At 64.5% G+C, this 25,477-nt stretch carries 31 protein-coding genes; 17 read left to right on the forward strand and 14 right to left on the reverse strand.

What is annotated here, in order from left to right; translation table 11 throughout:
• Positions 1-16 precede the first annotated feature (16 nt).
• Positions 17-1,522 (forward strand): FAD-dependent oxidoreductase, encoded by a 1,506-nt coding sequence (locus tag N2K95_RS07215; RefSeq protein WP_260653511.1) that lies wholly within the window; start codon positions 17-19, stop codon positions 1,520-1,522.
• Between the two features lie 45 nt (positions 1,523-1,567).
• Here the strand turns inward: N2K95_RS07215 and N2K95_RS07220 are convergent, their stop codons facing one another.
• A complete protein-coding gene (locus tag N2K95_RS07220) occupies positions 1,568-2,161 on the reverse strand; it encodes a DUF3592 domain-containing protein (RefSeq protein WP_260653512.1) in 594 nt (197 codons plus the stop codon).
• 260 nt (positions 2,162-2,421) lie between these two features.
• Here N2K95_RS07220 and N2K95_RS07225 point away from each other — a divergent pair, with 260 nt between their 5' ends.
• Complete coding sequence (locus tag N2K95_RS07225; RefSeq protein WP_260653513.1) at positions 2,422-3,141, forward strand: SDR family NAD(P)-dependent oxidoreductase; 720 nt, start codon at positions 2,422-2,424, stop codon at positions 3,139-3,141.
• A 31-nt stretch (positions 3,142-3,172) separates the two neighbouring features.
• On the opposite strand, the gene N2K95_RS07230 is transcribed toward N2K95_RS07225, so the two are convergent.
• The 3 genes from N2K95_RS07230 to N2K95_RS07240 all read right to left on the reverse strand — a co-directional run bounded on the left by N2K95_RS07230 (position 3,173) and on the right by N2K95_RS07240 (position 5,757).
• Positions 3,173-3,691 (reverse strand): GNAT family N-acetyltransferase, encoded by a 519-nt coding sequence (locus N2K95_RS07230; protein ID WP_260653514.1) that lies wholly within the window; start codon positions 3,689-3,691, stop codon positions 3,173-3,175.
• A 298-nt stretch (positions 3,692-3,989) separates the two neighbouring features.
• Positions 3,990-4,457, reverse strand: coding sequence for a hypothetical protein (locus N2K95_RS07235; protein ID WP_260653515.1), 468 nt, complete (start codon positions 4,455-4,457; stop codon positions 3,990-3,992).
• 334 nt (positions 4,458-4,791) lie between these two features.
• Positions 4,792-5,757 carry an aldo/keto reductase gene (locus tag N2K95_RS07240; RefSeq protein ID WP_260653516.1) on the reverse strand — a complete coding sequence of 322 codons (966 nt, stop codon included), beginning with the start codon at positions 5,755-5,757 and terminating at the stop codon, positions 4,792-4,794.
• 110 nt (positions 5,758-5,867) lie between these two features.
• Here N2K95_RS07240 and N2K95_RS07245 point away from each other — a divergent pair, with 110 nt between their 5' ends.
• Both N2K95_RS07245 and N2K95_RS07250 read left to right on the forward strand, forming a co-directional pair.
• Positions 5,868-6,479: a TetR/AcrR family transcriptional regulator gene (locus N2K95_RS07245; protein ID WP_260653517.1), complete on the forward strand. Its 612-nt coding sequence runs from the start codon at positions 5,868-5,870 to the stop codon at positions 6,477-6,479.
• Positions 6,480-6,562: 83 nt separating this feature from the next.
• Positions 6,563-7,531 carry an alpha/beta fold hydrolase gene (locus tag N2K95_RS07250; protein WP_260653518.1) on the forward strand — a complete coding sequence of 323 codons (969 nt, stop codon included), beginning with the start codon at positions 6,563-6,565 and terminating at the stop codon, positions 7,529-7,531.
• Between the two features lie 3 nt (positions 7,532-7,534).
• Here N2K95_RS07250 and N2K95_RS07255 read toward each other — a convergent pair whose 3' ends face one another.
• The 5 genes from N2K95_RS07255 to N2K95_RS07275 all read right to left on the reverse strand — a co-directional run bounded on the left by N2K95_RS07255 (position 7,535) and on the right by N2K95_RS07275 (position 11,000).
• Positions 7,535-8,875, reverse strand: coding sequence for an MFS transporter (locus tag N2K95_RS07255; protein ID WP_260653519.1), 1,341 nt, complete (start codon positions 8,873-8,875; stop codon positions 7,535-7,537).
• Positions 8,872-9,072 (reverse strand): helix-turn-helix transcriptional regulator, encoded by a 201-nt coding sequence (locus N2K95_RS07260; RefSeq protein ID WP_260653520.1) that lies wholly within the window; start codon positions 9,070-9,072, stop codon positions 8,872-8,874. The genes N2K95_RS07255 and N2K95_RS07260 overlap by 4 nt, the downstream gene beginning before the upstream one ends.
• A 1-nt stretch (position 9,073) precedes the next feature.
• Positions 9,074-9,535: a hypothetical protein gene (locus N2K95_RS07265; protein WP_260653521.1), complete on the reverse strand. Its 462-nt coding sequence runs from the start codon at positions 9,533-9,535 to the stop codon at positions 9,074-9,076.
• A gap of 71 nt (positions 9,536-9,606) precedes the next feature.
• Positions 9,607-9,996: a hypothetical protein gene (locus N2K95_RS07270; protein WP_260653522.1), complete on the reverse strand. Its 390-nt coding sequence runs from the start codon at positions 9,994-9,996 to the stop codon at positions 9,607-9,609.
• Positions 9,997-10,079: 83 nt separating this feature from the next.
• On the reverse strand, positions 10,080-11,000 hold the full coding sequence (locus N2K95_RS07275) for a 2-dehydropantoate 2-reductase (protein ID WP_260653523.1): 921 nt from the start codon (positions 10,998-11,000) through the stop codon (positions 10,080-10,082).
• Positions 11,001-11,127: 127 nt separating this feature from the next.
• Here N2K95_RS07275 and N2K95_RS07280 point away from each other — a divergent pair, with 127 nt between their 5' ends.
• The gene (locus N2K95_RS07280) at positions 11,128-11,340 is read left to right on the forward strand and encodes a tautomerase family protein (RefSeq protein ID WP_255765983.1); all 213 of its coding nucleotides are present in this window, start codon (positions 11,128-11,130) and stop codon (positions 11,338-11,340) included.
• Between the two features lie 52 nt (positions 11,341-11,392).
• On the opposite strand, the gene N2K95_RS07285 is transcribed toward N2K95_RS07280, so the two are convergent.
• Positions 11,393-12,439 (reverse strand): LacI family DNA-binding transcriptional regulator, encoded by a 1,047-nt coding sequence (locus N2K95_RS07285; protein ID WP_260653524.1) that lies wholly within the window; start codon positions 12,437-12,439, stop codon positions 11,393-11,395.
• A 31-nt stretch (positions 12,440-12,470) separates the two neighbouring features.
• Here N2K95_RS07285 and N2K95_RS07290 point away from each other — a divergent pair, with 31 nt between their 5' ends.
• From N2K95_RS07290 to N2K95_RS07300, 3 genes are read left to right on the forward strand one after another with little or no spacing between them, the layout of a single operon-like run.
• On the forward strand, positions 12,471-13,697 hold the full coding sequence (locus N2K95_RS07290) for an MFS transporter (protein WP_260653525.1): 1,227 nt from the start codon (positions 12,471-12,473) through the stop codon (positions 13,695-13,697).
• Positions 13,698-13,699: 2 nt separating this feature from the next.
• The gene (locus N2K95_RS07295) at positions 13,700-14,278 is read left to right on the forward strand and encodes a DUF1349 domain-containing protein (protein ID WP_260653526.1); all 579 of its coding nucleotides are present in this window, start codon (positions 13,700-13,702) and stop codon (positions 14,276-14,278) included.
• A 43-nt stretch (positions 14,279-14,321) separates the two neighbouring features.
• A complete protein-coding gene (locus tag N2K95_RS07300) occupies positions 14,322-14,819 on the forward strand; it encodes a GNAT family N-acetyltransferase (RefSeq protein ID WP_260653527.1) in 498 nt (165 codons plus the stop codon).
• Here the strand turns inward: N2K95_RS07300 and N2K95_RS07305 are convergent.
• The 3 genes from N2K95_RS07305 to N2K95_RS07315 all read right to left on the reverse strand — a co-directional run bounded on the left by N2K95_RS07305 (position 14,797) and on the right by N2K95_RS07315 (position 16,959).
• Positions 14,797-15,333, reverse strand: coding sequence for a GNAT family N-acetyltransferase (locus N2K95_RS07305; protein WP_260653528.1), 537 nt, complete (start codon positions 15,331-15,333; stop codon positions 14,797-14,799). The genes N2K95_RS07300 and N2K95_RS07305 overlap by 23 nt on opposite strands.
• A gap of 103 nt (positions 15,334-15,436) precedes the next feature.
• The gene (locus N2K95_RS07310; RefSeq protein ID WP_260653529.1) at positions 15,437-16,108 is read right to left on the reverse strand and encodes a hypothetical protein; all 672 of its coding nucleotides are present in this window, start codon (positions 16,106-16,108) and stop codon (positions 15,437-15,439) included.
• 2 nt (positions 16,109-16,110) lie between these two features.
• Complete coding sequence (locus N2K95_RS07315; RefSeq protein WP_260653530.1) at positions 16,111-16,959, reverse strand: phosphotransferase family protein; 849 nt, start codon at positions 16,957-16,959, stop codon at positions 16,111-16,113.
• A gap of 142 nt (positions 16,960-17,101) precedes the next feature.
• On the opposite strand from N2K95_RS07315, the gene N2K95_RS07320 reads away from it, so the two are divergent.
• The 3 genes from N2K95_RS07320 to N2K95_RS07330 all read left to right on the forward strand — a co-directional run bounded on the left by N2K95_RS07320 (position 17,102) and on the right by N2K95_RS07330 (position 19,772).
• Positions 17,102-18,115 (forward strand): NAD-dependent epimerase/dehydratase family protein, encoded by a 1,014-nt coding sequence (locus N2K95_RS07320; RefSeq protein ID WP_260653531.1) that lies wholly within the window; start codon positions 17,102-17,104, stop codon positions 18,113-18,115.
• A gap of 11 nt (positions 18,116-18,126) precedes the next feature.
• Entirely contained in the window at positions 18,127-19,260 is a 1,134-nt protein-coding gene (locus tag N2K95_RS07325) for an alpha-hydroxy acid oxidase (RefSeq protein ID WP_260653532.1), read from the forward strand.
• Positions 19,261-19,466: 206 nt separating this feature from the next.
• Complete coding sequence (locus N2K95_RS07330) at positions 19,467-19,772, forward strand: EthD family reductase (protein WP_260653533.1); 306 nt, start codon at positions 19,467-19,469, stop codon at positions 19,770-19,772.
• 82 nt (positions 19,773-19,854) lie between these two features.
• Here N2K95_RS07330 and N2K95_RS07335 read toward each other — a convergent pair whose 3' ends face one another.
• Entirely contained in the window at positions 19,855-20,661 is an 807-nt protein-coding gene (locus N2K95_RS07335) for a hypothetical protein (RefSeq protein ID WP_260653534.1), read from the reverse strand.
• Positions 20,662-20,924: 263 nt separating this feature from the next.
• On the opposite strand from N2K95_RS07335, the gene N2K95_RS07340 reads away from it, so the two are divergent.
• From N2K95_RS07340 to N2K95_RS07365, 6 genes are all read left to right on the forward strand, one after another.
• Positions 20,925-22,520 (forward strand): excinuclease ABC subunit UvrA, encoded by a 1,596-nt coding sequence (locus N2K95_RS07340; protein WP_260653535.1) that lies wholly within the window; start codon positions 20,925-20,927, stop codon positions 22,518-22,520.
• On the forward strand, positions 22,496-23,317 hold the full coding sequence (locus N2K95_RS07345) for an excinuclease ABC subunit UvrA (protein ID WP_260653536.1): 822 nt from the start codon (positions 22,496-22,498) through the stop codon (positions 23,315-23,317). Before N2K95_RS07340 ends, N2K95_RS07345 begins: the two co-directional genes overlap by 25 nt.
• Positions 23,318-23,360: 43 nt before the next feature.
• Positions 23,361-23,816: a hypothetical protein gene (locus N2K95_RS07350; protein ID WP_260653537.1), complete on the forward strand. Its 456-nt coding sequence runs from the start codon at positions 23,361-23,363 to the stop codon at positions 23,814-23,816.
• A 156-nt stretch (positions 23,817-23,972) separates the two neighbouring features.
• Positions 23,973-24,608 carry a hypothetical protein gene (locus N2K95_RS07355; protein ID WP_260653538.1) on the forward strand — a complete coding sequence of 212 codons (636 nt, stop codon included), beginning with the start codon at positions 23,973-23,975 and terminating at the stop codon, positions 24,606-24,608.
• On the forward strand, positions 24,608-24,835 hold the full coding sequence (locus N2K95_RS07360) for a helix-turn-helix domain-containing protein (protein ID WP_260653539.1): 228 nt from the start codon (positions 24,608-24,610) through the stop codon (positions 24,833-24,835). Before N2K95_RS07355 ends, N2K95_RS07360 begins: the two co-directional genes overlap by 1 nt.
• Positions 24,836-24,946: 111 nt before the next feature.
• A complete protein-coding gene (locus N2K95_RS07365) occupies positions 24,947-25,453 on the forward strand; it encodes a hypothetical protein (protein ID WP_260653540.1) in 507 nt (168 codons plus the stop codon).
• Positions 25,454-25,477: the final 24 nt, after the last annotated feature.

Genomic DNA, 25,477 nt, shown 5'->3' on the forward strand with positions numbered 1-25,477 from the left:
TTGAGGAAAAGCACCAATGAACACTGATCTGTCCCAGCTTCCCGTCGCCGTCATCGGGTCCGGCCCCGTCGGCCTGGCTGCTGCCGCCCACCTGATCGAACGCGGGCTGACGCCGGTCATCTTCGAGGCCGGCGACGCACCTGCCGCGGCCGTGCGCGCCTGGGGACACATCCGGCTGTTCTCGCCGTGGCAGTACGACGTCGACGCCGCCGCCCGCCGCCTGCTCGCCGGCACCGACTGGCAGGAACCGGATGCGGAAACCCTGCCGACCGGCGCCGAACTCCTCGAGCAGTACCTGCAGCCGCTGGCCGCCGTCCCCGCCATCCGGAACGCCCTGCACACCAACAGCGAGGTTGTTGCGGTCAGCCGGGAAGGCCTGGACAAGACCCGCACCGGCGGACGGGATACCACTCCGTTCCTGGTCCGCGTCCGCAACACCGACGGCACAACGGCGGATCACCGTGTCCGCGCCGTCATCGACGCCTCCGGCACCTGGAGTTCGCCGAACCCGCTGGGCTCGGCAGGACTCGCAGCACCGGGGGAGGCCGAGGCCTATGCGGAGGGCTTCATCACCGCTCCGCTGCCGGATGTCACCGGCCGCGACCGCGCCCGTTTTGCCGGCAAGAACATCCTGGTGGTCGGCGCCGGCCATTCGGCGGCCAACACGCTGCTGGCACTGGGAGAGCTGGCCGAGCAGGAACCGGGCACCCGGATCAGCTGGGCCATCCGCCGTTCTTCGGCGGCGAGTGTGTACGGGGGCGGCGACCTCGACGGGCTGCCCGCCCGCGGTGCGCTGGGCAGCCGCCTGCGGACCCTGGTCGAGGAAGGCCGCATCGATCTGCATACCTCGTTCACCATCACCGGGTTCAAGAGCGCCGACACCCTGACCGTCGTCGGGAGCACGCCGTGCGGGGAGACGCAGCTGGATGTGGACCTGCTGGTGCCGGCCACCGGCTTCCGGCCGAACCTGGACATGCTGCGGGAAGTCCGCCTTGATCTGGACCCGGCCGTGGAAGCGCCGCGGGCACTCGGGCCGCTCATCGACCCGGAATTCCACAGCTGCGGAACCGTGACGCCGCACGGCGCCCGGCTTCTGGCCCATCCGGAGAAGGATTTCTACATCACCGGAATGAAGTCCTACGGCCGGGCCCCGACGTTCCTGATGGCCACGGGCTACGAGCAGGTCCGCTCCATCGTCGCGGCCCTGGCCGGCGACCAGAAGGCGGCCGACGACGTCGAACTCGTCCTGCCCGAAACCGGGGTCTGCTCCACGGACCTTGGCGGAAGCTGCGACACCGTGGCCGGCTGCGACACCGGCGACGCAGCTGATCAGGGTGACGTGTCCTGCTGCGGAACTCCGGAACCGGCTGCGGCACCTGCTGCCGAGTCCTGCTGCGGAACTCCGGAGCCTGAAGCAGCGGCACCCGCTGTGCCCGCTGAATCCTGCTGTTCGGCACCCGCTCCTGCGTTCCTGGGCATCCCGACGGGCCTGGCCCACGGGCGGTCCACAGAGCAGGAATAGGAGCGGCCGGGGCGCCTGCTGTGCGAGGCGCCCCGGGTCGCGTGCCTAAACCGTTTCGGCCGTCTTCTTGTTCCTTTTCTTGCGGATCATGTCGTCGGCGATTGCATACGTCATGAAGCCTCCTACTCCACCCATGAATAGGAGAATGAGTAGAGGCCCGAAGTACCCGTCTTCGTCGCCCTCCACAACGGCCTTGCCAGGCTCCTCAGGGTCGTAGAAAACGGTCATTTCCGTACCGCGGAGCTTGTCGGCCACCGCCGATTCCGAGCCTTCGCGCTTCTGGTAATACCGCTCGCGGTAATCAACCGAATAGGCAGCGCCGCTTTCGACAGCGTAGGAAACTTCCATGACCTTGTAGCGCTTGGCTTTGCGCCCATCGCCGAACCGAACGTCGGCGACTGTTCCTACCGAGGGGACGCCGTCTGAGACGAGCTTATGGTCTGAATATGCCATGACGATTCCAGGGATCCCAAGGCCCAGGCCGAACAGCAAGATGCAGACGCCAACAAGCAAAGCGCTCCAACTACTCATTTGTTTCTTCTTGGGGGAGCGGTCGCATTCTTCGCCCCTCTTGCACTTTTCACACTGGCTGGCGTGCAGGACCTCAATATTCCGCGCGCCGTCAGAACTCAGTTCCACGTGAATAACTCCCCCTGTTTTGTACCGTGAATATGCCGTGGGCGGCCTTATCCGGGATGGACTATATCACCGGATAATGCACCGAATGCTCCCTGTTTCAGGCGGGAACCCGTGCTCCTGACGCAGGGCGAAAGGCAGACCGCTTACTTCCGCAAAGCGTCGCAGGCCACCCACGTCCATGGAGCACGATGCTCCGGTACTACGCTCATGCGATGGACTCATCAACGTATCTTCGTGATCTCTTCGGCCTACATGAGCGCGTGGCTCTCGTGACGGGAGGAAGTTCAGGCATCGGCAAAGCGATCGCCCTCGCACTCAGCGCAGCGGGCGCACACGTACTCATCGCTGCCCGGACCGCCGCGGCGATTGACGGGGCAGTAGAGGAAATACGCCAGGCAGGAGGCTCCGCCGACGGCGTCGTCGTGGACCTCTCGACCCGCAAAGGTGCACACGCTCTTGCGGATGCTGCAGGTGCTGTCGACATTCTGGTGAACTCAGCCGCTATCAATCTTCGCCCCCTGATGCCCGAGCTCGACGAGAGCGCCTGGGATAAGACCATGCAGGTCAACCTCGAGGCACCCTTCATCCTCGGTCAGCGTCTGGCGCCCGGAATGGCCGAGCGCGGTTTCGGCCGGATCATTCACATCAGCTCTCAGCAGGCCCATCGAGCGTTCGCGTCAAGTGGTGCCTACGGGGTATCGAAAGCAGCAATCGAAGCTTTGGCCCGATCGCAATCCGAGGCGTGGGCGCCATACGGTGTCACCGCAAACGTACTGGTGCCGGGCTTTGTGGAAACCCCCTTGAATAAGCGGCTCAGCTCGGACCCTGCTGCAGTCCATGCTCTGGCCAGGCGGACACTTGTCGGACGAAATGGTGTGCCGGAGGACTTTGCCGGCGCCGCCGTGTTCCTGGCCAGCGCTGCGTCAACTTACGTCGTCGGGCAGCTTGTCGCCGTCGATGGAGGCTTCTCAGTCCATTAAGAATCCGCAGCTACCGCCGGCGCCGGAGAACTTAGTGGGTGTCGATCCAATACCGGCGTTTGGCGTTGCGGCTATCTTCGTAGATGCCGCCGTTCTTTTCGATGGTGGCCCGGGAACCGGCGTTGTCCTCATCGCAGGTGACGAGGACCCGGGAAATTCCCAGTTGGTGGGCGATTGGCAGGGCGTCTTTCAAAGCACGGCCAGCGTGGCCGAAGCGTCTGGCGGACGGCCTCACGCTATACCCGATATGCCCGCCTTCGTTGAGGAGGAAGTCATTCAATTCGTGCCTGATTGCCTGAGCTCCAACTACAGTGCCCGCTTCGGCAATCCACAGATAAGTGCAGGGAACGTAGCCAGGCTTCCGTGGACTAGCGGGCAGGGCGGCGGCAACGAGTTCATCCACGAATAGGCCAAAGACGTCTGGGTCCTGGAGTTCTCCCAGCGTCCAATCTTCGCCACCGCTGCCGTCCCTGTGTGCCCCATCGAATTCGGTGGCCGCAGCCAACCAAGAAGAGTGGTATTTCCGATCGGGGGTGATAAGCGTAGCCATCGCAAAAGACTATCTGAGGACTTTGCCTGACGTTCCTCCGTTCCGTGGACGTCTAATACTGCTGCCTGCGGCCCCGGCTCCGGCTTGGGTCTGCAGCATCCGCTCGACGGCGGTGACGACCGCTTGCCGGCGAGCGGCAACTTCCTTGCCTCTGACTGGATTTCCCTCGAGACCGGTAAGCCCTTCCGGTGAGAGCTGCCAGGCCTGCGCGATGGCGTAGATGAAGAGACGGCGTAGATGAAGACCAGAACGTCGACGGCGGACAGTGGGTGGGCGGCAGCCGTCGCGACGGCGAGACCTAGCTGGCGGCCTCATAGGGCTCGCACTGGGTCTGGAGTTCCGTGGCGGCGGTGGTCCAGGACTCGGCGTTGAACATCCACGCCCGGGAAGGCTTTTCGGCCTGCATGATGACGTTTTCAGTGGGTGAAGACAGCTCTTTCAGCAACGGGGCCATGTCTGCAGATGCATCCCCGGCTATGGCGAGGACTTCACTGTGGAGTGGGCGTGCGTCCTCCGCGCTCATCTCCACGCTGCTTGTCCCGCCGCCGATCCTCACAATGGAGATCATCTGGTTCAGTGGTCCTTGGCCGTCTGTCCCGAGGAGTTTGAGGCAGGACTGCTCTTCCGTATCCTTAACCACTGGTTCGGTCGAGGGCGCCGCCGATGCCGGAGGCGACGACGGCTTAGCTTCAGCCTCCGTGGTGGCCGTACTGCAACCGCTGACGAGCAGCAGCGCGAGGACAGGGACGGCAGCAGCTTTTCTCATGGTTTCCCCCGGGAGTCGTAGACGGTGGTGTCAACCTAGCGGCTAACTGCCTGCCCTGCCAAGCGACGGCGGTGCGCCGACCACGCAGATGGAACTGGAGATCAAACGCGATACGCACATCTGCCGGCGCCAACATCGACATAGTGATGTCCGCGGTGGGGAAGCGGTGGGGAAGCGGTGGCCGCGCGTCGCGCTGGGGGGACCCTCAATCGGGTGCCGTGCTTGTGCTGCCATGTCGTCAGTTTTGAACGGATGTGCTCGGGCACCCCTAGTCGGCGCAAGCGAAGGCGCGGGGCCCATTGCAGGTCCCGCGCCTCGGTGTTCCTATAGCTCACTACTGCCAGGTCGGGCTCATGCCCTCGGGGTAGCGGGAGCCGAATCCGCCGGTCGGAAGGATCTCTTTGATCCGGGCTAGGTCGGCATCAGTGAGACTGAGGTCAACGGCGCCGACGTTCTCTACGACGCGCTTGGCACTGCGGGTGCCGGGGATCGGGACGATGTGTTCACCCTGTGCGAGGAGCCAGGCCAGGGCGAGCTGCGCCACGGTGGCGTCCTTGGATGCGGCGAGTTCAGTCAGCTTACGGGTGGCGTCGACGTTCTTCTCGAAGTTGCCGGGCTGCCAGCGGGCGTCCCAGCTGCGCATGTCGGTCTCGTCATACTCGGCGGCCGGCTTCGCGGTGCCGGTGAGGAACCCGCGCCCGAGGGGTGAGTAGGGCACGAAGCCGATGCCGAGCCCGTTCAGGACGGGGAACAGGACCTCCACGTCGCGCTCGAAGAGCGAGTACTCGGTCTGAAGGACCGAGACGGGTTGAACGGCATGGGCGCGGCGCATGGTCTCCGGGCCGGCTTCGCTGAGACCGAAGTACTTCACCTTGCCGGCGTCGATAAACTCCTTGACGGTCCCGGCGACGTCCTCGATGGGGACGTTGGGGTCCACTCTGTGCTGGTAGAGCACATCGATGTGGTCTACGCCGAGACGACGCAAGCTGTTCTCGACGACCTCGCGGATGTGTTCCGGGCGGCTGTCGAGGCCGTAGTCGGGTGCCTTGAATCCGAACTTCGTGGCGATGACGACGTCGTCACGGAAGGACTTCACGGCCCGGCCTACGATTTCCTCGTTCGCACCCCAGCCATACATCTCGGCTGTGTCAAAGAGTGTCACGCCCAGCTCGTGTGCTTTCCGGATCGCGTCAATACCCTCCTGCTCGTCGCCGGGACCGTAAAAATCCGAGATCCCCATCGAGCCGTAGCCAATGGCGGAGGTGGTCAGGCCTTGCGTGCCCAAAGTGCGTGTCTGCATTATGTCTCCTCATGGGGGATCGAGCGGCGCCCAAGATGCCGGCCGAACGTGCGAGCAGTCTATGCCTTAGGTGGCAGAGACTGTCAACAGAGGCAATGTATGCTCTGAGCATGAGTGCAAGTAGCGACGGAGTCGGGTTGAGGCAGCGCACGCGCGATGCCGTACGCCAGCAGATCGCGGAGCTTGCTCTCGTAATCTTCGACGAGCAGGGTTTCGACGAGACCACCGTCGACCAAATTGCAGCGGCTGCCTGCATTTCGCCCCGGAGCTTCTTCCGGTACTTCGCCTCCAAGGAAGACGTGGTCCTGGGTGACCCCATGCTCTACGGCGAGCCCGTTCGACAGCGGCTGGCCCAAAGCCTGGAATCGATGCCCATATGGCAGGCCCTGCGCGCGGGGTTCGAGGCGGTCGTGGAGACAATCGAAGCGGACCCTGAACGGGCCCTGCGTGCAACGCGAGTGATGATCAGCACGCCGTCTCTGCGCGCCCGGAACACGGAGAAGCACCTGGCCTGGATGACCGTTCTTGTGCCGCTGGTCGCCGCCGCCCTGAACTGCCCCGAGGAGGAACGGCAGTATCACGCCCGGGCAATCACGCTGTGCGCTCTGACCTGCCTCGACGTCTCCTCCGCCGAGTTGGTACACCGCAACGGTGCGGTGACATCCCGGGTACTGCTCGATGAAGCGTTCAGGCTCCTGAAACCCACAACACTGGTCGACTAAGCCTGCTCCTGAAGGACTCACATTCCTTTGGTCCGGATCAGCGGTGGACTCGGCGCCGGGAAGATTGAAAAAGGGGGGGGCTGATGGGGGAGACACCGCGGGAGCACGGCATGCTCGATGTGGACGACGGCCAGAGCATTTACTGGGAAGAATGGGGCGTGCCCGACGGCACGCCCGCGCTGTACCTGCACGGCGGCCCCGGGAGCACCCTGGCAACCAGCGCCTACCGGCACCGTTTCGATCTCACGCGCACCCGGCTGCTGGGCCTGGATCAACGCGGCTGCGGACGTTCCCGTCCCCATGCGGCAGATGCGTCCACGACGCTCGAGGCTCACACCACTGCGCATCTCGTCCGAGACATTGAGACCCTGCGCGAAGCACGCGGCGTCGAGCAGTGGATCGTCAACGGAGTGTCCTGGGGATCGACCCTTGCCCTCGCTTATGCGCAGGCGCACCCCGAACGCGTCCTCGGCATGGTGCTGGTAGCGGTCACGACGACGAGCCGGCGGGAAGTGGACTGGATCACCGAAGGCGTCGGCGCAGTTTTTCCCGAAGCCTGGGATCGCTTCGCCGCGCACGCGGAGCGAAGCGGGATTGGGTACGAGCGCGGACACGGACGGCTGGTCGAGGCCTATCTGCGTCTGCTGAACTCGCCGGATCCTGCCGTCCGCGACGCCGCCTCCCGCGAATGGGCACTGTGGGAGGACACCCACATTTCCATCGGCACAGGTGGCTTCCGCCGTGATCCGCGGTGGAATGACGACGCCTACCGGACCGCCTTCGCCCGGCTCACCACCCACTATTGGACGGCTGCCGGCATCAGCGACCCACCCATCCCGGCCGGCATGGACCGCCTGCGCGGCATCCCGGGAACGCTGATCCACGGACGCCGCGACATTTCCGGTCCCGCCGTCACCGCATGGGACCTTCACCAACGCTGGCCGGGATCAAGGCTCATTATCGACGACGGCGACGGCCACGGCGGCGGGAGCATGGGGGAGCACTGGGAGCAGGCCAACGCATTGCTCGTCAGCGGAGTCACCTTTCCCTGATGCCTATGACACGAGTTCTTCTCCATCGAACAGCTGCTGAACCTCTGTCCGTGCGTTTCTGAACTTGGAAAACAGCAGCACGAACCCGGACAACAGGAGAATGCCCGCCGCGGCCCAGAGTGCCGTTCCAGTTCCGGCAACGGCTGCCAAGGTGCCTCCAAGCGGAGCGCCGATCACGATCATTCCGCGGTTCACCGAGCGCATGGTTGCACTCATCCGTGCAATGAGCCGATCCGGCGTCACGGCCTGCCGATAGCCCATTTCCAGCGGCCCTTCGGCCCCCATGGCCAGGCCGAAGAGGAACTGCCCCGCACTCGCCAGCAGAAACGCTGCCCACAGCTCTCCCGGCCACTCGGCCGGTGAACCGTGGCCCCCGCCGTCGTACGCCGGATCGGCAACGAAGGGTGCCAGTGCCACCAGAACGACGGCGACCGGCTGGCCGAGGCGGGCAGCGACGATGACGCGGCCCGTACCCCATCGGGTGCCCAGCCGGGTGGAGAGCGTGGTGCCGATGACCGCACCAATGCCCGCACAGCCCAGCACCAGACCCATGCCCAGGGCGCCCAAGCCAAGGTCAAGTAAAAGAACCGCAGGCAGGACGGCCCCGAGGATGGCGGAGCCGATGAACCACAGGTGCGTGCTCCAGGCCAGCGGACCAAGGTAGGCATGGCCGTACACCCAGTCCAGTCCCTCTGCGATTTTCCGGTGGAGCCGTTGTCCGCTTCTCACCGGAGCCAGAGGTTCCGGCCGTTCCAAGGTCAGGAGCACCGCTGCCGAAAGAAGATACGAGACGGCATCGAAAAGAAGTGCCACCGGTGCGGTCACCAAAGCCACCAGGCCGCCTGCGAATGCAGTTCCCGTCGCCTGGGCCGCGGTGTCACTTTGCTGCAGCCGGGCATTGGCCTGAGTCAGCAGGGGACGGGGGACCAGCTGCGGAAGGAAGCTCTGGTAGGCAGCGTCGCTGGTCAGCGCCAGGAGGCCGAAGGCGAACATCAGAACCAGCAGGACCGGAACCGAGATCCCATCCGCTGCCGCCGTGACGCATACGCCGACGAGGATCACGGCACGGCCGATGTCTCCGCCGACGAGTACCGTCCGCCGGGGAAACCGATCAATCCAGATACCGGCAACTAGACCGAACAACAGATAGGGGGCCCACCGGGCAGCATTGACCAGCCCCTGGTCCAGTGTCGTCCCGTTCATGGTTACGAGCACCAGTACGGACAAAGCCAAAGTGGTCGTATAAGTTCCGAAGTCGGACACCGTCGACGCGAGCCAAAACCGGACGAATGCCGGATAGCGACGCAGGCTCGGCTCTACCTCTTTGGCGCCGCCGCCCCTCATTGCTGCTCGTCGGGAAAGAAGAGCTCCTCGATGGTGCTGTTGAAGACCGCGGCGATCCGGAAGGCCAGGGGAAGTGACGGGTCGAAGCGGCCGCGTTCAATGGAGATGACGGTCTGGCGGGATACACCGAGCTCGTCAGCGAGCCGCTGCTGGGACCAGGTCAGGTGCTGACGGGATTCGCTGACACGATTCTTCACGTCAGCCTCGCCGCCGCAGCACCAGGTACCGGGTGCCGAAGGAGGCAAAGCCAAGAACGAGCACTGCTGGAAGGGCGAGCTTCAGATCAACCGGAAAGTCCCGGGGAATGAAGGCCAGAACGGTAGCAGCTATGCCCAGGACCAGAACCAGGTCCGTGAAGGAACCCGCTGCCGCCTTGTCATGCCAGCCGGATTCAACGGAGTCGTCAGGGCGTTCAAGGGCGCCCTCGAGGGTGTCCCGGTCCACTACGACGAGATATATCAGGAGCGTGGCCGGCATCGCGAGGCAGGCGGCAAAAACCCAGAAACCCAGGGCGGGATGCGAACCGGCCACGCCCGCGAGGATAGCCAGCAAACCTCCTGCCGCACCCAGTACCAGCCCGCCCGGAACGGCAATAGCCGGGGCCGGCACCCGTCCGGTTCCGAACTTGGCGTATCCCCACTTTGTACGTGTTTGCTTCACAGGCATTGCCGGCCTCCTCGCGGTGTACAGCGTGCTTTACACGTACAGTGAGCTTTACATTTCTGCTGCTGTCAAGGGTAGGGATCCACTACAACTTGGACCTCGTCTTCGTAGAGAACCCGGCCCGGATCGGGTGACCGCCTTTCCTGCCAGTTGGCCCCGTAGCGGGTGAGCAGGCCGAGGTATCCGGGGATCCTGGCCAGCAGGTGGTCTGCGGAAACCCGAAACCATGCCTGCGCGTGCGGGTTTATCGCACGGTCGTATACGCCGGGATCGGTTGTGCCGGGATCCGGGTAGGCGTCGTCGTACCAGGCGTTCGCGCTGGTCCACCACTCGTAGTCTTCACGGGACAGCCTGCCCTCCCTCGCGAGTCCGTTGGCTAAACCGAATATCCCGATTCTGGCTCCCCGTGCATTCGGTTCGGTTGCCTCGTACCTGACGAATTCCTGGTCTGCGTCCATGACCTGCATCCTTGCATGCTGGTGCCGGGGTAATGGGCTTCCGCTGGCGGGGCGGCAGGGTGTGGAACACAGCGACCGCCTGGCTACCGGGGACCGTCGAGGATGCTCAGCGCCCGGTAGATGGTTGTATGAATGGGTGCAGGGAGATTGTGCCGGGCTGCAATACGGATGACGGTGCCGTTTTGTTCCTCGAGTTCGGAGGGCCGTCCCGCGATGAGGTCGCGCTGCATGGAGGCGGTGCTGTCGGGCGCAAACGCGTCGTACTGCGCCATTGTGGCTTGGACGTCGTCCTCGGTGAGGTTCGCGCCGGCCGCTGTTGCGACGGCGGCGACCTCACGCATGGCGTCCTCAACCAGGGCACGGGTCTGCGGATGGGTACGCGTTTCACCCACGCTCCTGCGGCACAGCGCTCCAACTCCTCCATACGAGGTAATGAGCATGAACTTCCGCCAGAGGTCAGTGGTGATGTCGTCCGAGATGCGGGTGCTGATGCCGGCGGAGGCCAATGCCTCGGCGAGGACCCGTACGCGGGCCGTTGGTGCGCCGTCGAGCTCTCCGAAGGTGACAGCGGGGTATCCGCCAACATGATGGACGTGCCCCGGCTCCACGAGATACGAAATGATCATGCACAGGCCGCCGAGAGCATGCCCGCTGCCAACGGCTGCCGTGATCTGTTCGGATGCGGTGACCCCGTTTTGGAGCGGCAGCACCGGGGTGCCGGGTCCGAGGAGGGGAAGTGCGCCTCTCATGACGTGGCGGACGTGGCCTGCTTTACAGGCCAGGACGACGGCGTCGCACTCACCGATGGTCGCTGCATCCGTGGAAACACCGCTCACCGGGATGAATTCGTCCCGACCGTCGCCGGTGGTGACACGTATCCCGTGCACGGAAAGGGGTTCCACATGGCGCGGTGTGACCAGGAGATGGATGTCGTGTCCTGCCCGCGACAAGGCTGCGGCGAAGTAAGCCCCGACTCCGCCGGCACCGACGATTCCGATCTTCATGATTCCGTGGTGGGTAGGTTGCGCATGCGGCTAAGGATAACGGGAAGGCAGCCGCTCCCCACCGGAGCATGATCCGCTACTGAGCTTTCCTCCGGGAACGACATTGGCAATGTGGCAGACTCTGCGGATGCCACTTATTCAGGTACTTAACGCGTCGCCGTCCACCACCGAGAAGAAGCGCCAGCTGCTGGCAGCGCTCACGGAAACGTATGCCCGGGTTATGGAGATTCGACCGGACACTATCCGGGTTGTTCTTCACGAGCTGCCCCGTGAGAATTGGTCGGTCGCCGGAGTGACCCTGGCGGACTCCGGCCAGGATGAATCCGTCCGGGCGGGCTGACGACAGTCGCCGTTCCTCATCACTAGGTGAGGCTCTTCGACGCGCGGACGCGTTAGCGGGTCGTCCGGCCGGAGACCACTTTCCAGGTCTTCCAGGCTGACTGGGATAGGCCCTGGATTGCGGCCTGCGCGCTCGCAGCACCCTGCTCACGAAGGTCCTGGTAGACAGAAGTCAGCCCTCTGTCCGTTCCGGCAGCGGATGCGTCCCAGCCCGTTAGGGCCAGTTGACTGGGTACAGCGATTCCATTTGCTTCGACCGCCTGGAGCGCTCCAAGAGCCAGTTCATCACTCATCGTGAGGAACAGGTCGGGCGTGCCAGGGCCATCCAACAGTCTTTGTGCGGCCCGCGCTCCATCGCTGAAGGCATTGGTTGAGCAGAAAGCGACCGGGACTTGGTTCCAGTCGAATCCGGCAGCGGCAACTGCGTCCTGGAATCCCAGAAGCCGGTTGCGGGTGACCGGAAAGGTTGAGGCCAGAGGATCCGGGCCGTTGCTGAGCGTCTCGAGGCGTTCCTTAGTGGAGGGGAACGCAATGACCGCAGCGTTCCGGCTCCCGCGGAGCCCGAGCGCCGCAACTGCGCGCGCCGCTGCCCGGTCATCGATCCCAACAAATCCAAGTGACTGCCGTTCCGGGCCGGCATGGATAACAACAGGCTTGCCGGTCAGGCTGAGCGCCTCGAGGACCGGATCGTCGTCAGTGGTAGTCCAGACCACAAACCCATCGACCGCAGCTGCGCGGATCCGGGAACTGTCATCAGCGGACCCGTTGGTGGGAAGAATGGTCATGGCCAGACGGTGCTCCGCACAGACATCGGCGATGCCCGCCAGGAATCGGGCAGCCTGAGGGTCCTCGAACGCGTAGGGCAGTGTCTCACCGAGTACGACGCCGAGGGCGCCGCTGGTTCCTCTGCGCAGCGAGCGGGCACTCGGGTCAGGCCCTGCATACCCGAGCACTTCGGCTGCCGAGAGGACTTTCCGGCGCGAAGCAGCTGATACACGCGACGGCCTGCTGTACGTATACGACGCCGTCATCACCGAGACGCCGGCGCGTTTGGCGACGTCGGCGAGGGTGACTTTTTCGGTGTTTCCGGGCTCTGGCATGGCACCAGTGTATCTGTGTATCGTTACACATATGACTTCCCTTGCTGTGCAGGCGAACCTCAAGGGCCCCGGGGCCTCCTATGCCTCATTTGCCGCCTTTGGCATGTTCTGGGGAACGTGGGGAGCAAGTATTCCGCGGATCCGGGACCAGAGTGTCCTAACGGATGGGCAGCTGGGGACGGCGTTGTTGTTCATCGGTGCAGGGGCCCTGCCTGCCATGCTTCTGACGGGGCGCCTTCTCGACAGGTTCGGCATTCGGATGATCACTGCTGCGGCGCTGATTCTGCAGGCAGCGGCCGGTTTCTGTGTGGCCGTGACCGCAACCGGAATGACCAGGCTCTGCCTCGCCCTGCTGCTGGTGGGCGCATCCAGCGGAGCCGCCGACGTCGCCATTAATGCAGGAGCGGGGCACGCAGAAAGGGAGGCACGGAAACCGGTTATCACCCGATCCCACGGTACGTTCTCTGCATTGGTCGTTTGTTCCAGCCTGCTCACCGGCGTGCTAAACGGGTTCGACGCCCCACCGGCCGTCAGCTTCACACTGGTCGCCGCCGCAATGGCCGCCGCTGCCGTATATGTACTGTTCGCCCTTCCATCCCGGCCTCAGGTCCGCGAAGGCGCCCCGGCTCCCGAACCGGACGGGGCCGAAGCAGACAGGGATGTCCCCGCCCCGAATGCTCTCTTTCCCGTTCTGCCGGTGGTATTGGTGGGCTTCCTCGGGGCACTGGCCCTCGCCGGTGAAAACGCCCATCAAAGCTGGGCAGCGGTGTTCTTCGAAGACATCCTTCATACAGGTGCTGACCTCAGTTCAACTGCTCCAGCCATGTTCGCAGCCGTTGCGGCCATTACCCGCTTCAGCACGGGCAGATTGAACCCGGACCGTGCCACACGGACCGTACTCCTGGGCGCCGCCGCAGCAGCTGTAGGCGCAGGTCTGATCGCAGGGTCCACGACTGTTGCCGCAGCCTTGGCGGGACTTACGGTCGCCGCCGCTGGAACGGCAGTGCTGTACCCGACGCTGCTGGGCATCGTCTCCCGCACCACGAGCGGAGACGCTCAGGGAAGGGCAACATCCTTGCTCGCGACCATGTCCTATCTCGGGTTCCTGCTTGGCCCCGTCTATGTTGGGCTCTGGGCGGATGCGGCAGGGCTGCGCGGTGCGATGATCGCTGTGGCTGCTCTCGGCGTCGTTCTCGTTTTCCTCGCTCCGAAGATGCTTCGCCCCACCCTGCACGCTTCTGCACCAGGAAATGGATAAAGATGTTCGAAAACATGACATGGCTGAACGAACCAGCGAGCTGGAAAGACGGCGGCGACTCGCTGACGCTGGAAACCGCTGACGGTACGGATTTCTGGCGGAAAACCCACTACGGATTCATCCGCGACACGGGACACTTTCTCTCCACTGAAGTTGCCGGTGACTTCACGGCTACCGTCACGTTGGCCGGAGATTTCACCGCACTTTATGATCAGGCGGGGCTGATGTTCCGGATCGATGAGCGGACGTGGCTGAAGGCGGGAGTCGAGTACAGCGACGGCGCCCTCCAGCTCAGTACGGTGATCACGAACGGCACCTCGGATTGGTCTTTGTGCCCTCTCGGAGCTGACCAGGATGAGATAACCCTGCGGCTGTCCCGGCAGGGCACCGCGGTCCATGTGCAGTACCTGGAACCCGGTGCCCCGGCCGGACAGTGGAAAAGCCTGCGGCTGGGTTACCTTCCACTGGAAAGCCTTTGCCAGGTGGGGGTGATGGCCTGTTCGCCGCAGCGCGGAGGTTTGACCGTCCGTTTCACCGGCTTCAGCATTGCCCCCTCGGACGGGATTAATCTGCATCCCTGAGACAGGCATGAGTTATGCGGCCGCCGTGGGTTATCGTTCCCGGATGATGTTTGAAACCGACCGCCTTGAAGCCCGCCACTTTGTGGATGAGGATTTGGAGGACTTTGCAGCGCTCTGCGCGGATCCGGCGGTCATGCGGTTCGTCGGTGACGGGACGACGCTGGACCGGTCGGAAGTCGCAGGATGGATTCAGGTCTGCAAAGAAAAGTATCTGAAGCGCGGCTATGGCACCTCAGCCGTCTTTGAACGGGACAGCGGCGAATTTGTCGGCTATTGCGGCGTCATCCGGGCGCCCGGCCAGGACTTTGACGAACTGATATACGTTTTCCATCAAAGGTTCTGGGGCAAAGGTTATGCCACCGAAATGGGCCGGGCGATGCTCGCCTACGTCTTTGAGCTCTCTCACCTGGAGTTCATCTCCGCGACGATCGATGCCGGCAACGAGGAATCGAAACGGGTAGCGTGCAAGATCGGAATGGCGGAGCGGCCGTTTCCCGACGACGACGTGAGCTACTGGACTATCGATCGCCCCGACGACTAACGGGCTCGGAGCGGTACCGCACCTCCGACAGTGTGGACCCGGCGAAGACCTGTTCCTTGGTTGCCCCGTCCAGGGACATTCCCCTTCGTTCGTAGAAGGTTCGTCCCCACTGGTTGGAATCCAGCACCCACACCGAGACAGCGGTATGCCCGCTTCCGCGCAACTGGTCCATCGCTGCCTCCCACAAGCGGCGTCCGACTCCCGTGCCGACAAAGTCCGCCAGGAGATAGAGGGCGGTGACCTCACCGACCCGGGGATCGGCGTCGTCGTCGCCGCTGGTGTCAGCGTGGGAGAACCCCACTATTTTCGAACCGAGCACGGCCAGATGCGGTGCAGGCGCCGGCCCGTCACGGATCAGCCGCTTCCAACCCGCCGACCGTCGCTCTACGTCCAGCCCGTCCAGAAGGGAATCCGGCATGAGGCCGCGGTAGGCCCACTGCCAGGCTTTGACATGGACCAGCGCGAGAGACTCGGCGTCGTGTTCGGTGGCTCGGCGGATTTCGACGGTCGGCATGGATATCAGTGAACAATGCGGGGGACATTTGCGCCAGCGCTTCATGCCTCTGCCCTGAAACGGTACTGCTGCGGTGAGTGGACTAGCCCGGAGATGCCCGCCGTTAGCGGCAGACGACCGGCTGCTGCACAAACCCAGTCGGTCCCACCGGCACGTAACCGCTGAGCTCATTTCCGTCGGCGTCGAGCTGTACGGTGTATTCGCTGGATTCAACCAGCCGGTATCCATTAAAGGTGGAAGCGCCGTCGACGGTGAGCTGTCCGCCGGCCGCGTTCCATTCCAGGGTGTAGTTGCCGGCCTCGATTGGCCGGTAGCCGTCGTCGGTGTGCCACTCGCCAGCCGGCCGGCCGATTCCGTAGCGGCCCACCGCGTAAACCCTGCCACTTCCGGACGTGAAGAACGCGGACTCCCGCACCGCGGCGCGGCATCCCTCCGGCCCCTGGGGCTCCAGGATGAAGCTGTCCGTCCCTGCATTGAGCAGCGATCCGAAGGCGAGGCTTGCGACCGCGGCGGAGGCGAGGAGGGCCGGGGCCGAGGAGTGCGGCCGGGTATTCGGGTGGTCGCGATCCCGGCTCCACGTGCTGAGCCACCGGAACGCCAGTGCTACCAGGAGCAGTGCGATAGCCGCCATCCCGGGACTGACGATCCAGGAACCGATAACCAGGACCCACCCGGTGGCGGATGCCAGGATGCCCACCAGTCCAAGCAGCAGGCAGGCGCCCGGCACAACAACCCGCAACGCAACTGTCCGATAGTGAGGTTCGTTGGAATCCACGGTTACAACCTTTCCCGGAGCCAGGTGTTGGCCCGGGTGACCGCTTTCCCGATCTCGTCCGCTGGCCGGCCGTTCAGTAAAGCGAACGCGACCTGCTGCAGCCGGAACGTGTTCCGCCGGACCGCAGCACGGCGCACCTCCGGGGAGCTGGCAATCAGCGGCAGGTTGTCCCATCCATTCCAGGCACCGATGCAGGCAAGATCCGTGGAGCGGTCGCTCCGGGACGCCAGATCCCAATCCAGTACTCCGACTATGCGGTTCCCTTCCCAGAACACGTTGTGTCCTGCGAGATCGCCGTGGGCAAAGACCTCGCGGACCGGTTCGAGGTTCGCCAAGGCGGCGACCGCATCCGCAGCCCGCCCCTGAACGTCCTGATCAAGACGCGGCAGAACCTCTTCACACTGGATCCGGTACCAGTCCGAGCCTCCGCAGAAGGCCAGGGGCTCGGCCAGCAATCCCTCGAGCGGCTCCGCGGGAATGGAGGAGACCGAGCGGAGCAGCTCCTGCAGCTGGCCGGGGTCGCCGTCACCTGCCGGACAGGGCCCGCCCGGGATCAGCCGGGTCGCGACAGCCGAAAGCCCCTCGAGCTCCACGACGGGTCCCAGGGACCGGGGGAGGAGGAAGCCGACCGATTCCGGAATGCTGTCCACCAGCTGCTGCCGCTTCCGCATAGCCGGTGCCATGCCCGGATCCCGTCCGATCCGCACGGCGGCGTTGCCGTCCAGCAGGACCACAACATGAGCCGATCCAATTTCCACAATCGACCGAGGAGCCGCCTGCACCGCCGGGGGCAGCCCTTCGACGGCGGCATCCACGAGTGCATGCAAAGTGCGGTTCTCGATTGTCCCCATGGTCCGAACCTAACAGGGCCGTCGGCGTCGAGCCCGCAGCCCGGTTGCAGGACGGCCGTGGACGCGAACGCCAGTGACCCGGCGGTAGGCTCATCCTTCCCGGACGGACATCTACGTTCGGCGGCAGAGCGTTGGGGGACGAATGAAACAGGCAGTCATTCTCGGAGGGACGGGTGTCCTCGGGCAAGCCATAGCGCACCGCCTGCTGGAATCCGGGTGGGAGGTGCGGGTGACCGGCCGGAGCGCTTCGAAAATGCCGGCGGCACTCCGGCAAGCCGGGGCGGCATTCGTGTCGTCGGACGGGCGCAGTGCCCGCGACCTGGCGCACGCGATCGGTCCAGGCGCTGATCTGCTGGTCGACGCCGCCTGCTACACGGCCGTCGACGCCGAACTGCTCCTTCCCCATCTGGCGTCGATCGGCTCGGCGGTAATGCTGTCCAGCAAAGCGGTCTACATCGACGACGCCGGCAACCACGTCAATTCCGACGTCGCGCCTCGCTTCGAGCGTCCCGTGCAGGAAAGCCAGCAAACCATGAAGCCGTCCCACGGCAACTACGATTCCCGTGAGGGCTACGGGGCCAACAAGGTGGCGGCCGAGCAGGTGCTCCTGGACAGCGGGCATCCGGTGACGGTCATCCGTGCCTCGAAGGTCCACGGTGCCGGCGCCGTAAGGCCGCGGGAATGGATGTTCGTCAAGCGCGTCCTGGACCGTCGGCCCGCGGTCTTCCTCGCCGGCAACGGTGCCGGCGGCGATCACACCACCGCTGCCGTCAACACCGCGGCCCTGGTCGAAACGGTTGCCGGCCGGCCGGGCCGTCGGATCCTCAACAGCGCGGACCCCGACGCCCCCACCGCCCGGGAGATTGCCCGCACCGTCGCGGCGTACCTGGGCCACGACTGGGAGGAGATCCTCCTCGGGGCCACTGACGATCCCGGCCTCGGCGCGCATCCCTGGGATCTCACGCCGCCGCTGGTCCTCGACACCCAAGCCTCGCTGGCCCTGGGCTACCGCCCGGTGGGCACCTATGCGGAGACCGTTCCGGCCGCCGTCGACTGGCTCCTGGCTTCACCAGCCAATCAGCCCGCCGGCGGGGATCCGTTCTTCACGTATTACATCGACTACGCCCGCGAGGACGCCTACCTAGCCGCACGCTGAGAATCCATGACGTGCACGACGACGACGCGCGGCAGCCGGTGCGCAACGGCAGCGCAATCACGAAGGTTGAGCGGAACGGAAGGATGGGGAACACCATGCAGTGGAATGCCGGACAGGCGTTAAACGATTTGGAACAGGCGGCAAAAGCCGCACTTCCGGAGTACGTGTACGGCTACTTCGCCGGGACTGCCGGCGGCGGCGAATCCGTACAGGATGCAGCCGCCCAGTGGGGTGATGTCAGGTTCCGTCCGCGGGCGTTCACCCGGACGTCCTCACGGGGAACCGCGACGTCCGTATTGGGCGTGCCGCTCCAGACGCCCGTCCTGGCGGCGCCGATGGCACAGCAGAACGCAGCGACGCCCCTGGCGGAACTCGCCACTGCGCGTGCAGTGCGCCGCACCGGATCGCTGCTGGGAGTCTCCACCAATACATCGGTACCGTTCGCGAAGATCGCGGCAGAAGGGGTGCCGTGGTGGTTTCAGGTGTACGTCATGAAAGACCGTGGCCTGTCCGATGCCCTGGTTGAACGGGCTGCTGCCGCCGGCGCCAGGGCGCTTCTCCTCACCGTGGACACGACACGGCTGTCCTCGGGCGGACTAATCATCGATCCGCTGCTGTGGCCGGAGGTACCGGGCAAGACGAGGCTGGCCAACCTCCTGGAAGAGGATCTATCCGGACTTCCCGGCGGCGCCACGGAGGCAGCGGGGGACCTGACGCTGGACGTCATCAGTGACCTGCGCGAACGTTCGGGTCTTGAGGTGGTGGTCAAGGGGATCCTGCGCGGCGATGATGCCCGCAGGGCGGTCGATGCGGGAGCCGCCGGCGTGCTCGTGTCAACGCATGGCGGCCGTCGGCTCGGCAGATCGGTAACGTCCATCCAGGCGCTGCCCGAGGTGGTCCAGGCCGTCGGCGGTGACTGCGAGGTCTACGTCGACAGCGGTATCCGCACCGGGGACCATATTGCGGCGTCCCTGGCCATGGGCGCACGCGCCGTTTTTGTCGGACGGCCCATGCTGTGGGGACTGGCTACCGGCGGAGAGGACGGTGCAGCAGCCGTCCTGGGTGGACTCACCGAGGAACTGCGCGCCACCATGGCCGGTATCGGTGCGGACAGCATCGCGGACATTACCGCGGACCTGCTGTAGGACCCATCCGCAACATGTTGAGCGGCGTTCCCGGCTCGGACGACGGCGGACGGCGTCGAACCCGACTGGAGCGTCAGCACGGCTGGCGCCAAGACAGCGGGTGAGCCGGCCTTGATGACCGCCCGGGATCTGCACACGCACGGTAGACAACCGCGCAACCTGCCCGGAAACTTCAACCATCCCCGCCCCCGGAAGGAAAGAACACCATGCCCACCAAGATCACGTTCGTCATTGACAACCCCGCCGACCCCGACGCGTTTGAGACTGCCTACAAAGGCATCGCGGACAGCGCCAAGCAGCTCCCGAAGCTGCGTCGCTACGAGGCCGGCAAGGTCTGGCCGAAGGAAAACGGCTCACCCACCCCTGCCCACCGGACGCTTGACCTGTACTTCGACAGCTATGAGGACGCCTCGGCGGCCGTGACAACACCTCACGCTGCGGACCTCTTCGGTCAGCTGAAGGCCAGCGGGACCACCTTCATCGCCCTGTTCTCGGAGGTGGAAGAGGGCTAAGCGGTGCACGGTTTGCCTGCCTTAATCCTTATTCTCCTGGCGTCGATGCCCGTGTTCCATCACCGGACCACGGGCATCGGCTCTAAACAGTTCCGCTCGGTGATTCCCGGCCGGTTACCGAATCGCGCCCGCTGCAGTCCAGTTCCCGGGCCAGGGAATCCAGCTCTTTCGGGTAACCGCTCGGGAACTGAGGCTGGTTCTGTGTGGGTGGCCGGTTGCTTGCTTTCGGTGCACCTGCGTGCCGAAGATCCCGGTCTAGTGCGGCAATGCCCTCCACAGTCCATGTGCGTGCAATCCCAAGACCGCCGTCACCAAACGGGATACGGACTTCCTTGTCACTGAGGGGCTCGGGGTAGGCCTTGGCCGAGGTCCAGGACAGGTACGCTGCACGGGTTAACCAGATTTCCTGCTCCACGGACTGACTGCTAAGCCGTGCTCGGTCAGGCTCCCAGAGCCGGACGAGATCCAGAAACCACCGGGCAGCCTCAGGGGGAACGCCCACCGGGAAATCATCTGCGAGTTGCAACTTGACCTGATTGGTCAGTTCCTGATCGGATCCGGCCGAGCCGCTCAGGAGAACCATATAGGTGCCGTTTGGGTCCGGGCTGGAACGCATGGACATGAAATAGCTGCTCAACTGGGGTGCAGCATCGCGTTCCCTGGCAGTTCTCGGATTGATAAGTCCGGTAAGGCTTTGCTGTTCGGCCGGTACGACCTCATAGCTGACGGCGGTACTGTTCCGCTCACCGGTGTCGTGGTACCACTGCAGGCCGGTCCACGCGGACAGCAGCGACATCGTGCCCGCCAGACGTGCGGCGACGGTTTCGGGCTTTTCAACCCTCCCGGCCCAGTTCAGGTTGATGAACGGACCACTGCCGCTGCCGAACATTTCCTTCGCAGACTTCATATGGTCAACGTACAGCCTGCCCTGGCACCGAGGCCCGTGTCCCCTCACCGGGAACACGGGCCTCGGCTCTCACCGGCATATGTTCGGCCGGGTGCTGGACTGCGCGGATCAACCGTTTTCGCGGCCCGGATGCGGGCTTCCACCTGTTGTGAAACAGGTGGAATCAGAGACGCTGGGAGGACCGCCAGAGGTGCAGGGGCTAAGCGTGTAGACGACACCAGCTAGCTCGTAAGCAGGGAGAATCCATGGTTGAACCGGCCCCCGTACACAGCATGGGTCCGCCGTCGGCCGTGGTTCAAATCCGAGGCGCTCGGGTCCACAACCTGAAGGACGTCGACGTCAACGTCCCGCTGGACCGGTTAGTGGCCGTTGCAGGAGTCTCCGGCTCGGGAAAATCCTCGCTCGCCATGGGGGTGCTGTATGCGGAAGGGTCTCGGCGGTACATCGAGGCGCTGTCCACCTATACCAGGCGGCGGATGGCGCACGCCGCCCGCGCGGCCGTCGACTCCGTGCGCCACGTCCCCGCCGCGCTGGCCCTGCGCCAGCGGCCCGGCGTACCCGGGGTCCGTTCGACCTTCGGGACTTCCACGGAGCTGCTGAATGTGCTGCGGCTGATGTTCTCCCGGCTCGGATCCCATCTGTGCCCCAACGGGCACCGCCTGTCCCCGACCATCGACGTCGCCGCAGGCAAGGAACTCGTATGCCCCGAATGCGGGGCGGCCTTCCCTCCGCCGGGCGCGGAGTCCCTGGCCTTTAACTCCGCCGGCGCCTGTCCGGCCTGCGAAGGCACCGGCACGGTCCGGGAGGTGGACGACGCCGCCCTCGTCCCGGACCCGTCCAAAACCATCCACGACGGCGCTGTGGCCCCCTGGCGTATGTTCGGCCTGACCATGATGTCGCGCGTCGTGGCCGAATTCGGTGTGCGCACGGACGTCCCGTACGCCGAACTCACCGAACGTGAGCGGCAGATTGTGCTTGCCGGCCCGGAGGAGAAAAAGCACATCAGCGCAGCGACCAGTAACGGCAAGCTGTTCGAGGTGAACATAACCTACCGCAACGCCCGCCTGGCGGTGCAGGAAGCAATGAGGAACGCTACCAATGAGGCGGGCCTGGCCCGGGTGGCCCGTTTCATTAGCGCGCACACCTGCCCGGTCTGCCAGGGAACGCGCTTGTCCCGGGCAGCGCTGGGGACAGAAGTGGCGGGCATCAACCTCGCTGACGTTTCGGCCAAGACACTGGACGAGACGCTCATCTGGGTGCCGACCGTCGTCGACCCGCTGCCGGCGGAAATGCACCCGATGGCCCGGATGACCGTCTCCCAGTTCGAGGAGATGGCCCGGCGCCTGGTCCAGCTTGGCCTGGGCTACCTTACCCTCGACCGCGCCGGTGCCACGCTATCCACGGGGGAACGGCAGCGGGTGCAGCTCGCCCGCGCGGTGCGCAACGAAACCACCGGGGTACTCTACGTCCTCGATGAACCGTCCATCGGCATGCACCCGGTCAACGTCGAAGGCCTCGTCGGGATCATGCGGGACCTGCTGGACGGCGGGAACTCGGTGGTGCTGGTGGACCATGACGTGCAGGTGCTGCGCGAGGCCGACTGGATGATCGAGATGGGGCCCGGCTCCGGCACCGAGGGGGGGTCCATGATCGCTCAGGGGCCAATCAGCGGGATTACTGCGGATCCTGCTTCACTGATTGGGCCCTTCCTCGAGGGCAGCGGGGAGCCCATAGTCCGCCGACGTGCTGCCGCCGAGGCAATGTACGACGCCGGCACCGTCCACCTGGCAACGGTACCCCGCTTCCGGAGAACGTGGTGTCCGTTGATCCGTCCGGCCTGACTCGGGAAGACGTGGTGGATGCGACCCCCATTGGCGTGAATATCCGCTCCACCGTCGCCACCTATTCGGGCATCCTCGACAACCTGCGCCGTGCCTACGGCGCCACGGACGCCGCCAGGGAACGGGGGCTGGCGGCGGGGGATTTTTCCTACAACACCGGCTCGTTGCGGTGCCCTCGCTGCGAGGGCACCGGCCAGGTGGTGCTGGATGTCCAGTTCCTGCCCGACGTCGACATACCCTGCCCAGACTGCACCGGTTCCCGGTACGCTCCGGCCGCCAACGACGTCCTGCTGGACACCGCCGGCGGGAGGTTTACGCTGCCGGGTGTCCTGGCCCTGACCGTGCGCGAGGCGTACGAGGTCCTTGCCTCCCTGCCGAAGGTGCGCCGGAAGCTGCGGACCCTGAAGGACCTCGGCCTCGGCTACCTGACGCTGGGGGAGGACACTCCGGCACTATCCGGCGGCGAGGCACAGCGGCTCAAGCTTGCCGGTGAGCTGGGCCGGGACCAGTCCGGCACCCTGTTTATCCTCGACGAGCCCACGGTCGGCCTGCATCCGCTGGACACGCGGGTGCTGATCAAGGTGCTGGACCGGCTCCTGGCCAAGGGCGCCACGATCGTGGTCATCGAACACGACCTGGACCTGATTGCGAACGCGGACCACGTCATCGACCTGGGGTCGGGCGGGGGCGAGGCCGGTGGCCGGATCATCGCCACCGGTACGCCCGACGACGTCGCCGCCAACCCTGCCAGCAGCACCGGCCGCTACCTCAGGGCCTTGCTGCAAGGTGACGGATAGTCGCAGGGAAAGGCCGGAGTCGCCCCGTAGTACGCTTCGGGCCATGGGAACTCGGCGAAGCATCAGTAAATCGGATTACCGGCTTTACGCCCGGCCGGTGCCCGGGGAAAGCGGGGACTGGGTGGAAGTGGTAGCCGACGGCGGTGAACCTCCGCAGGCATCCAGTCGTACCACGCATACCGACGAGGAGTTCAATGACGCAGGCGGTGACGACACCGCTGCTGAATGGCCCTTTGACTCGGCTGCTACTCCCGGGAGCCGGTTCAATCCCTATCTATGTGCCGCGTGGGCAGTTGTGGCGATCATGCTTGTCCTGGGACTGTTCTGGCTCTTCGGCAACCTCCAAGCGATGACGGCTATCTACAGCACCACGGGAGCCATGAGCCAGCAGGACATGGTGATGATGAAATTCCACTTGATGGGTGTGTACCTGCTGCCCTTCGGCCTGGCCGGCGCCCTCGCCCTGCTGACCGTTCAAGCTGCCGGATACCGTCGCTAACGCAGGGACCGCCGCAGCAAGCCCAGGGCTGAATTCCTAGGACATTCCGGGCAGGGCGGCCAGAGCGAGACGGTTGTCGGGGTGCCATTGACGGCGGCACCGCAGCGCCGTAGGTTATCGACAATCGTTATTAACGAAAGTCGATATGGGGGAACCGTGAAGCTTACGAAAGACACCGGTGCACCGGCAGGCGAAAAGAGAATCGTTTCGCGAACGGACGCAATGGTGTTCATGGTTGTGGCGGCATTGGCCGCAGTCGTCAGCACCGCCTTTTCCGTCTCCGAAATCGTCGGGTACTTCACGGGCCCGGTGACGCTGGAGCTTCCGGTCGACGCGCAGGACCAGAGTGTGGACGGGCTGAGTGCCGGGGTAAGAGGGCACTACACAACACTGACGGCTACGGTTCCCGCTCTTCCCGCTGGCCCTGCAGCGCTCCTGGCCTGGTCTTCGGCGCTGCACCAGGCAGGTGTGCTGGCCGTCCAGGCGTTGGTCTTCCTGCTGGCCTACCGGCTGCGCAGCGCGGTCTTGTTCACCGCGGTGTCCGTGAGGATCATCGGTGCCTGCGGTATCGTCCTGCTGCTGGTAGGGACGTTTAGCCAGGGCCTCTACGGAATCGCGGTGCCCCGCGTGGCGGACCAGGTTGTTATGGAGCGGCAGACGGGCGACGAACTGGTCCTCTTTGAAGGCACGCTGAGCCCCTGGCCGCTGGTGCTTAGCCTCGTCCTGATACTGATTGCGGGGGTTTTCCAGTACGGACGCCGGATTCAGCAGGATTCGGACGGTCTGGTCTGATGCCGGCGGACGATTCTTCCGATATCCACTGCCGTCTTGATGAACTCCTGGAAGCCCGCGGCATGACCTTGACGGAACTGAGCCGGCAGGTCGGTGTCAGCCTGGTGAATCTGTCGGTGCTCAAGAACGACCGGGCCAAGGCCATCCGGTTCTCCACGCTGACCGCGATCTGCAATGCCCTGGACTGTGAGGTGGGGGATCTTTTGGTCACCGTTCATGGTGCATGAAATCAGGCTTTGCTCTACGTCCACTCCTCTTTCTGCATGAATCCGCGGAATCGTTACACTGCTACTGCTGAAGTTGTCTGGTCCTCCCGCCCGTTATCGATAGGTCTCGAAGTGTCTAAAGCGAAAGAAATCCCCGGCGTACAGCCGAGCGAAAGCCTTGTTCCGAGAGTGGCCGCGCCATGGCTGGCAGTCGTGTTGGCTATCGCTTCGATCGTGGGAATGATCTTTGCCAGCGAAACCATGGACGATCCTCAGGTTGAGGGTGACGAAGACTGGCTGATGCTGGGGATCGTCTTTCTTCTTATCGTTTTCGTTGTTTCTCTTGTTGTGCTCATCAAGGTCGGGGTCTCCGCCAAGCGGAAACTGTCCGCAGCCAACGGCCGGATCGCGGAATCGCTGCGCTGGCAATACGGCTTTACCGTTGACCGTCCGAAAACTTTGATCCTGACGGACCAGAGCAAGCCCAGGCTGAATCCCTACGACGTACCGGCTACCGATCAGTACAGGCGGCCGGTCAATATCCGGATTAGCCCGGATGAAACGGGCACCAAAGTGGTTGCCTCCATCTGCGAGGAACATCCCACTCCAGAGGACAACCATCCCCACGAACGGCACTAGGCCGGGGCGGCGAAAGCGCGCCAG

The organism is Arthrobacter zhaoxinii (assembly GCF_025244925.1).
Classification (GTDB): domain Bacteria; phylum Actinomycetota; class Actinomycetes; order Actinomycetales; family Micrococcaceae; genus Arthrobacter_B; species Arthrobacter_B zhaoxinii.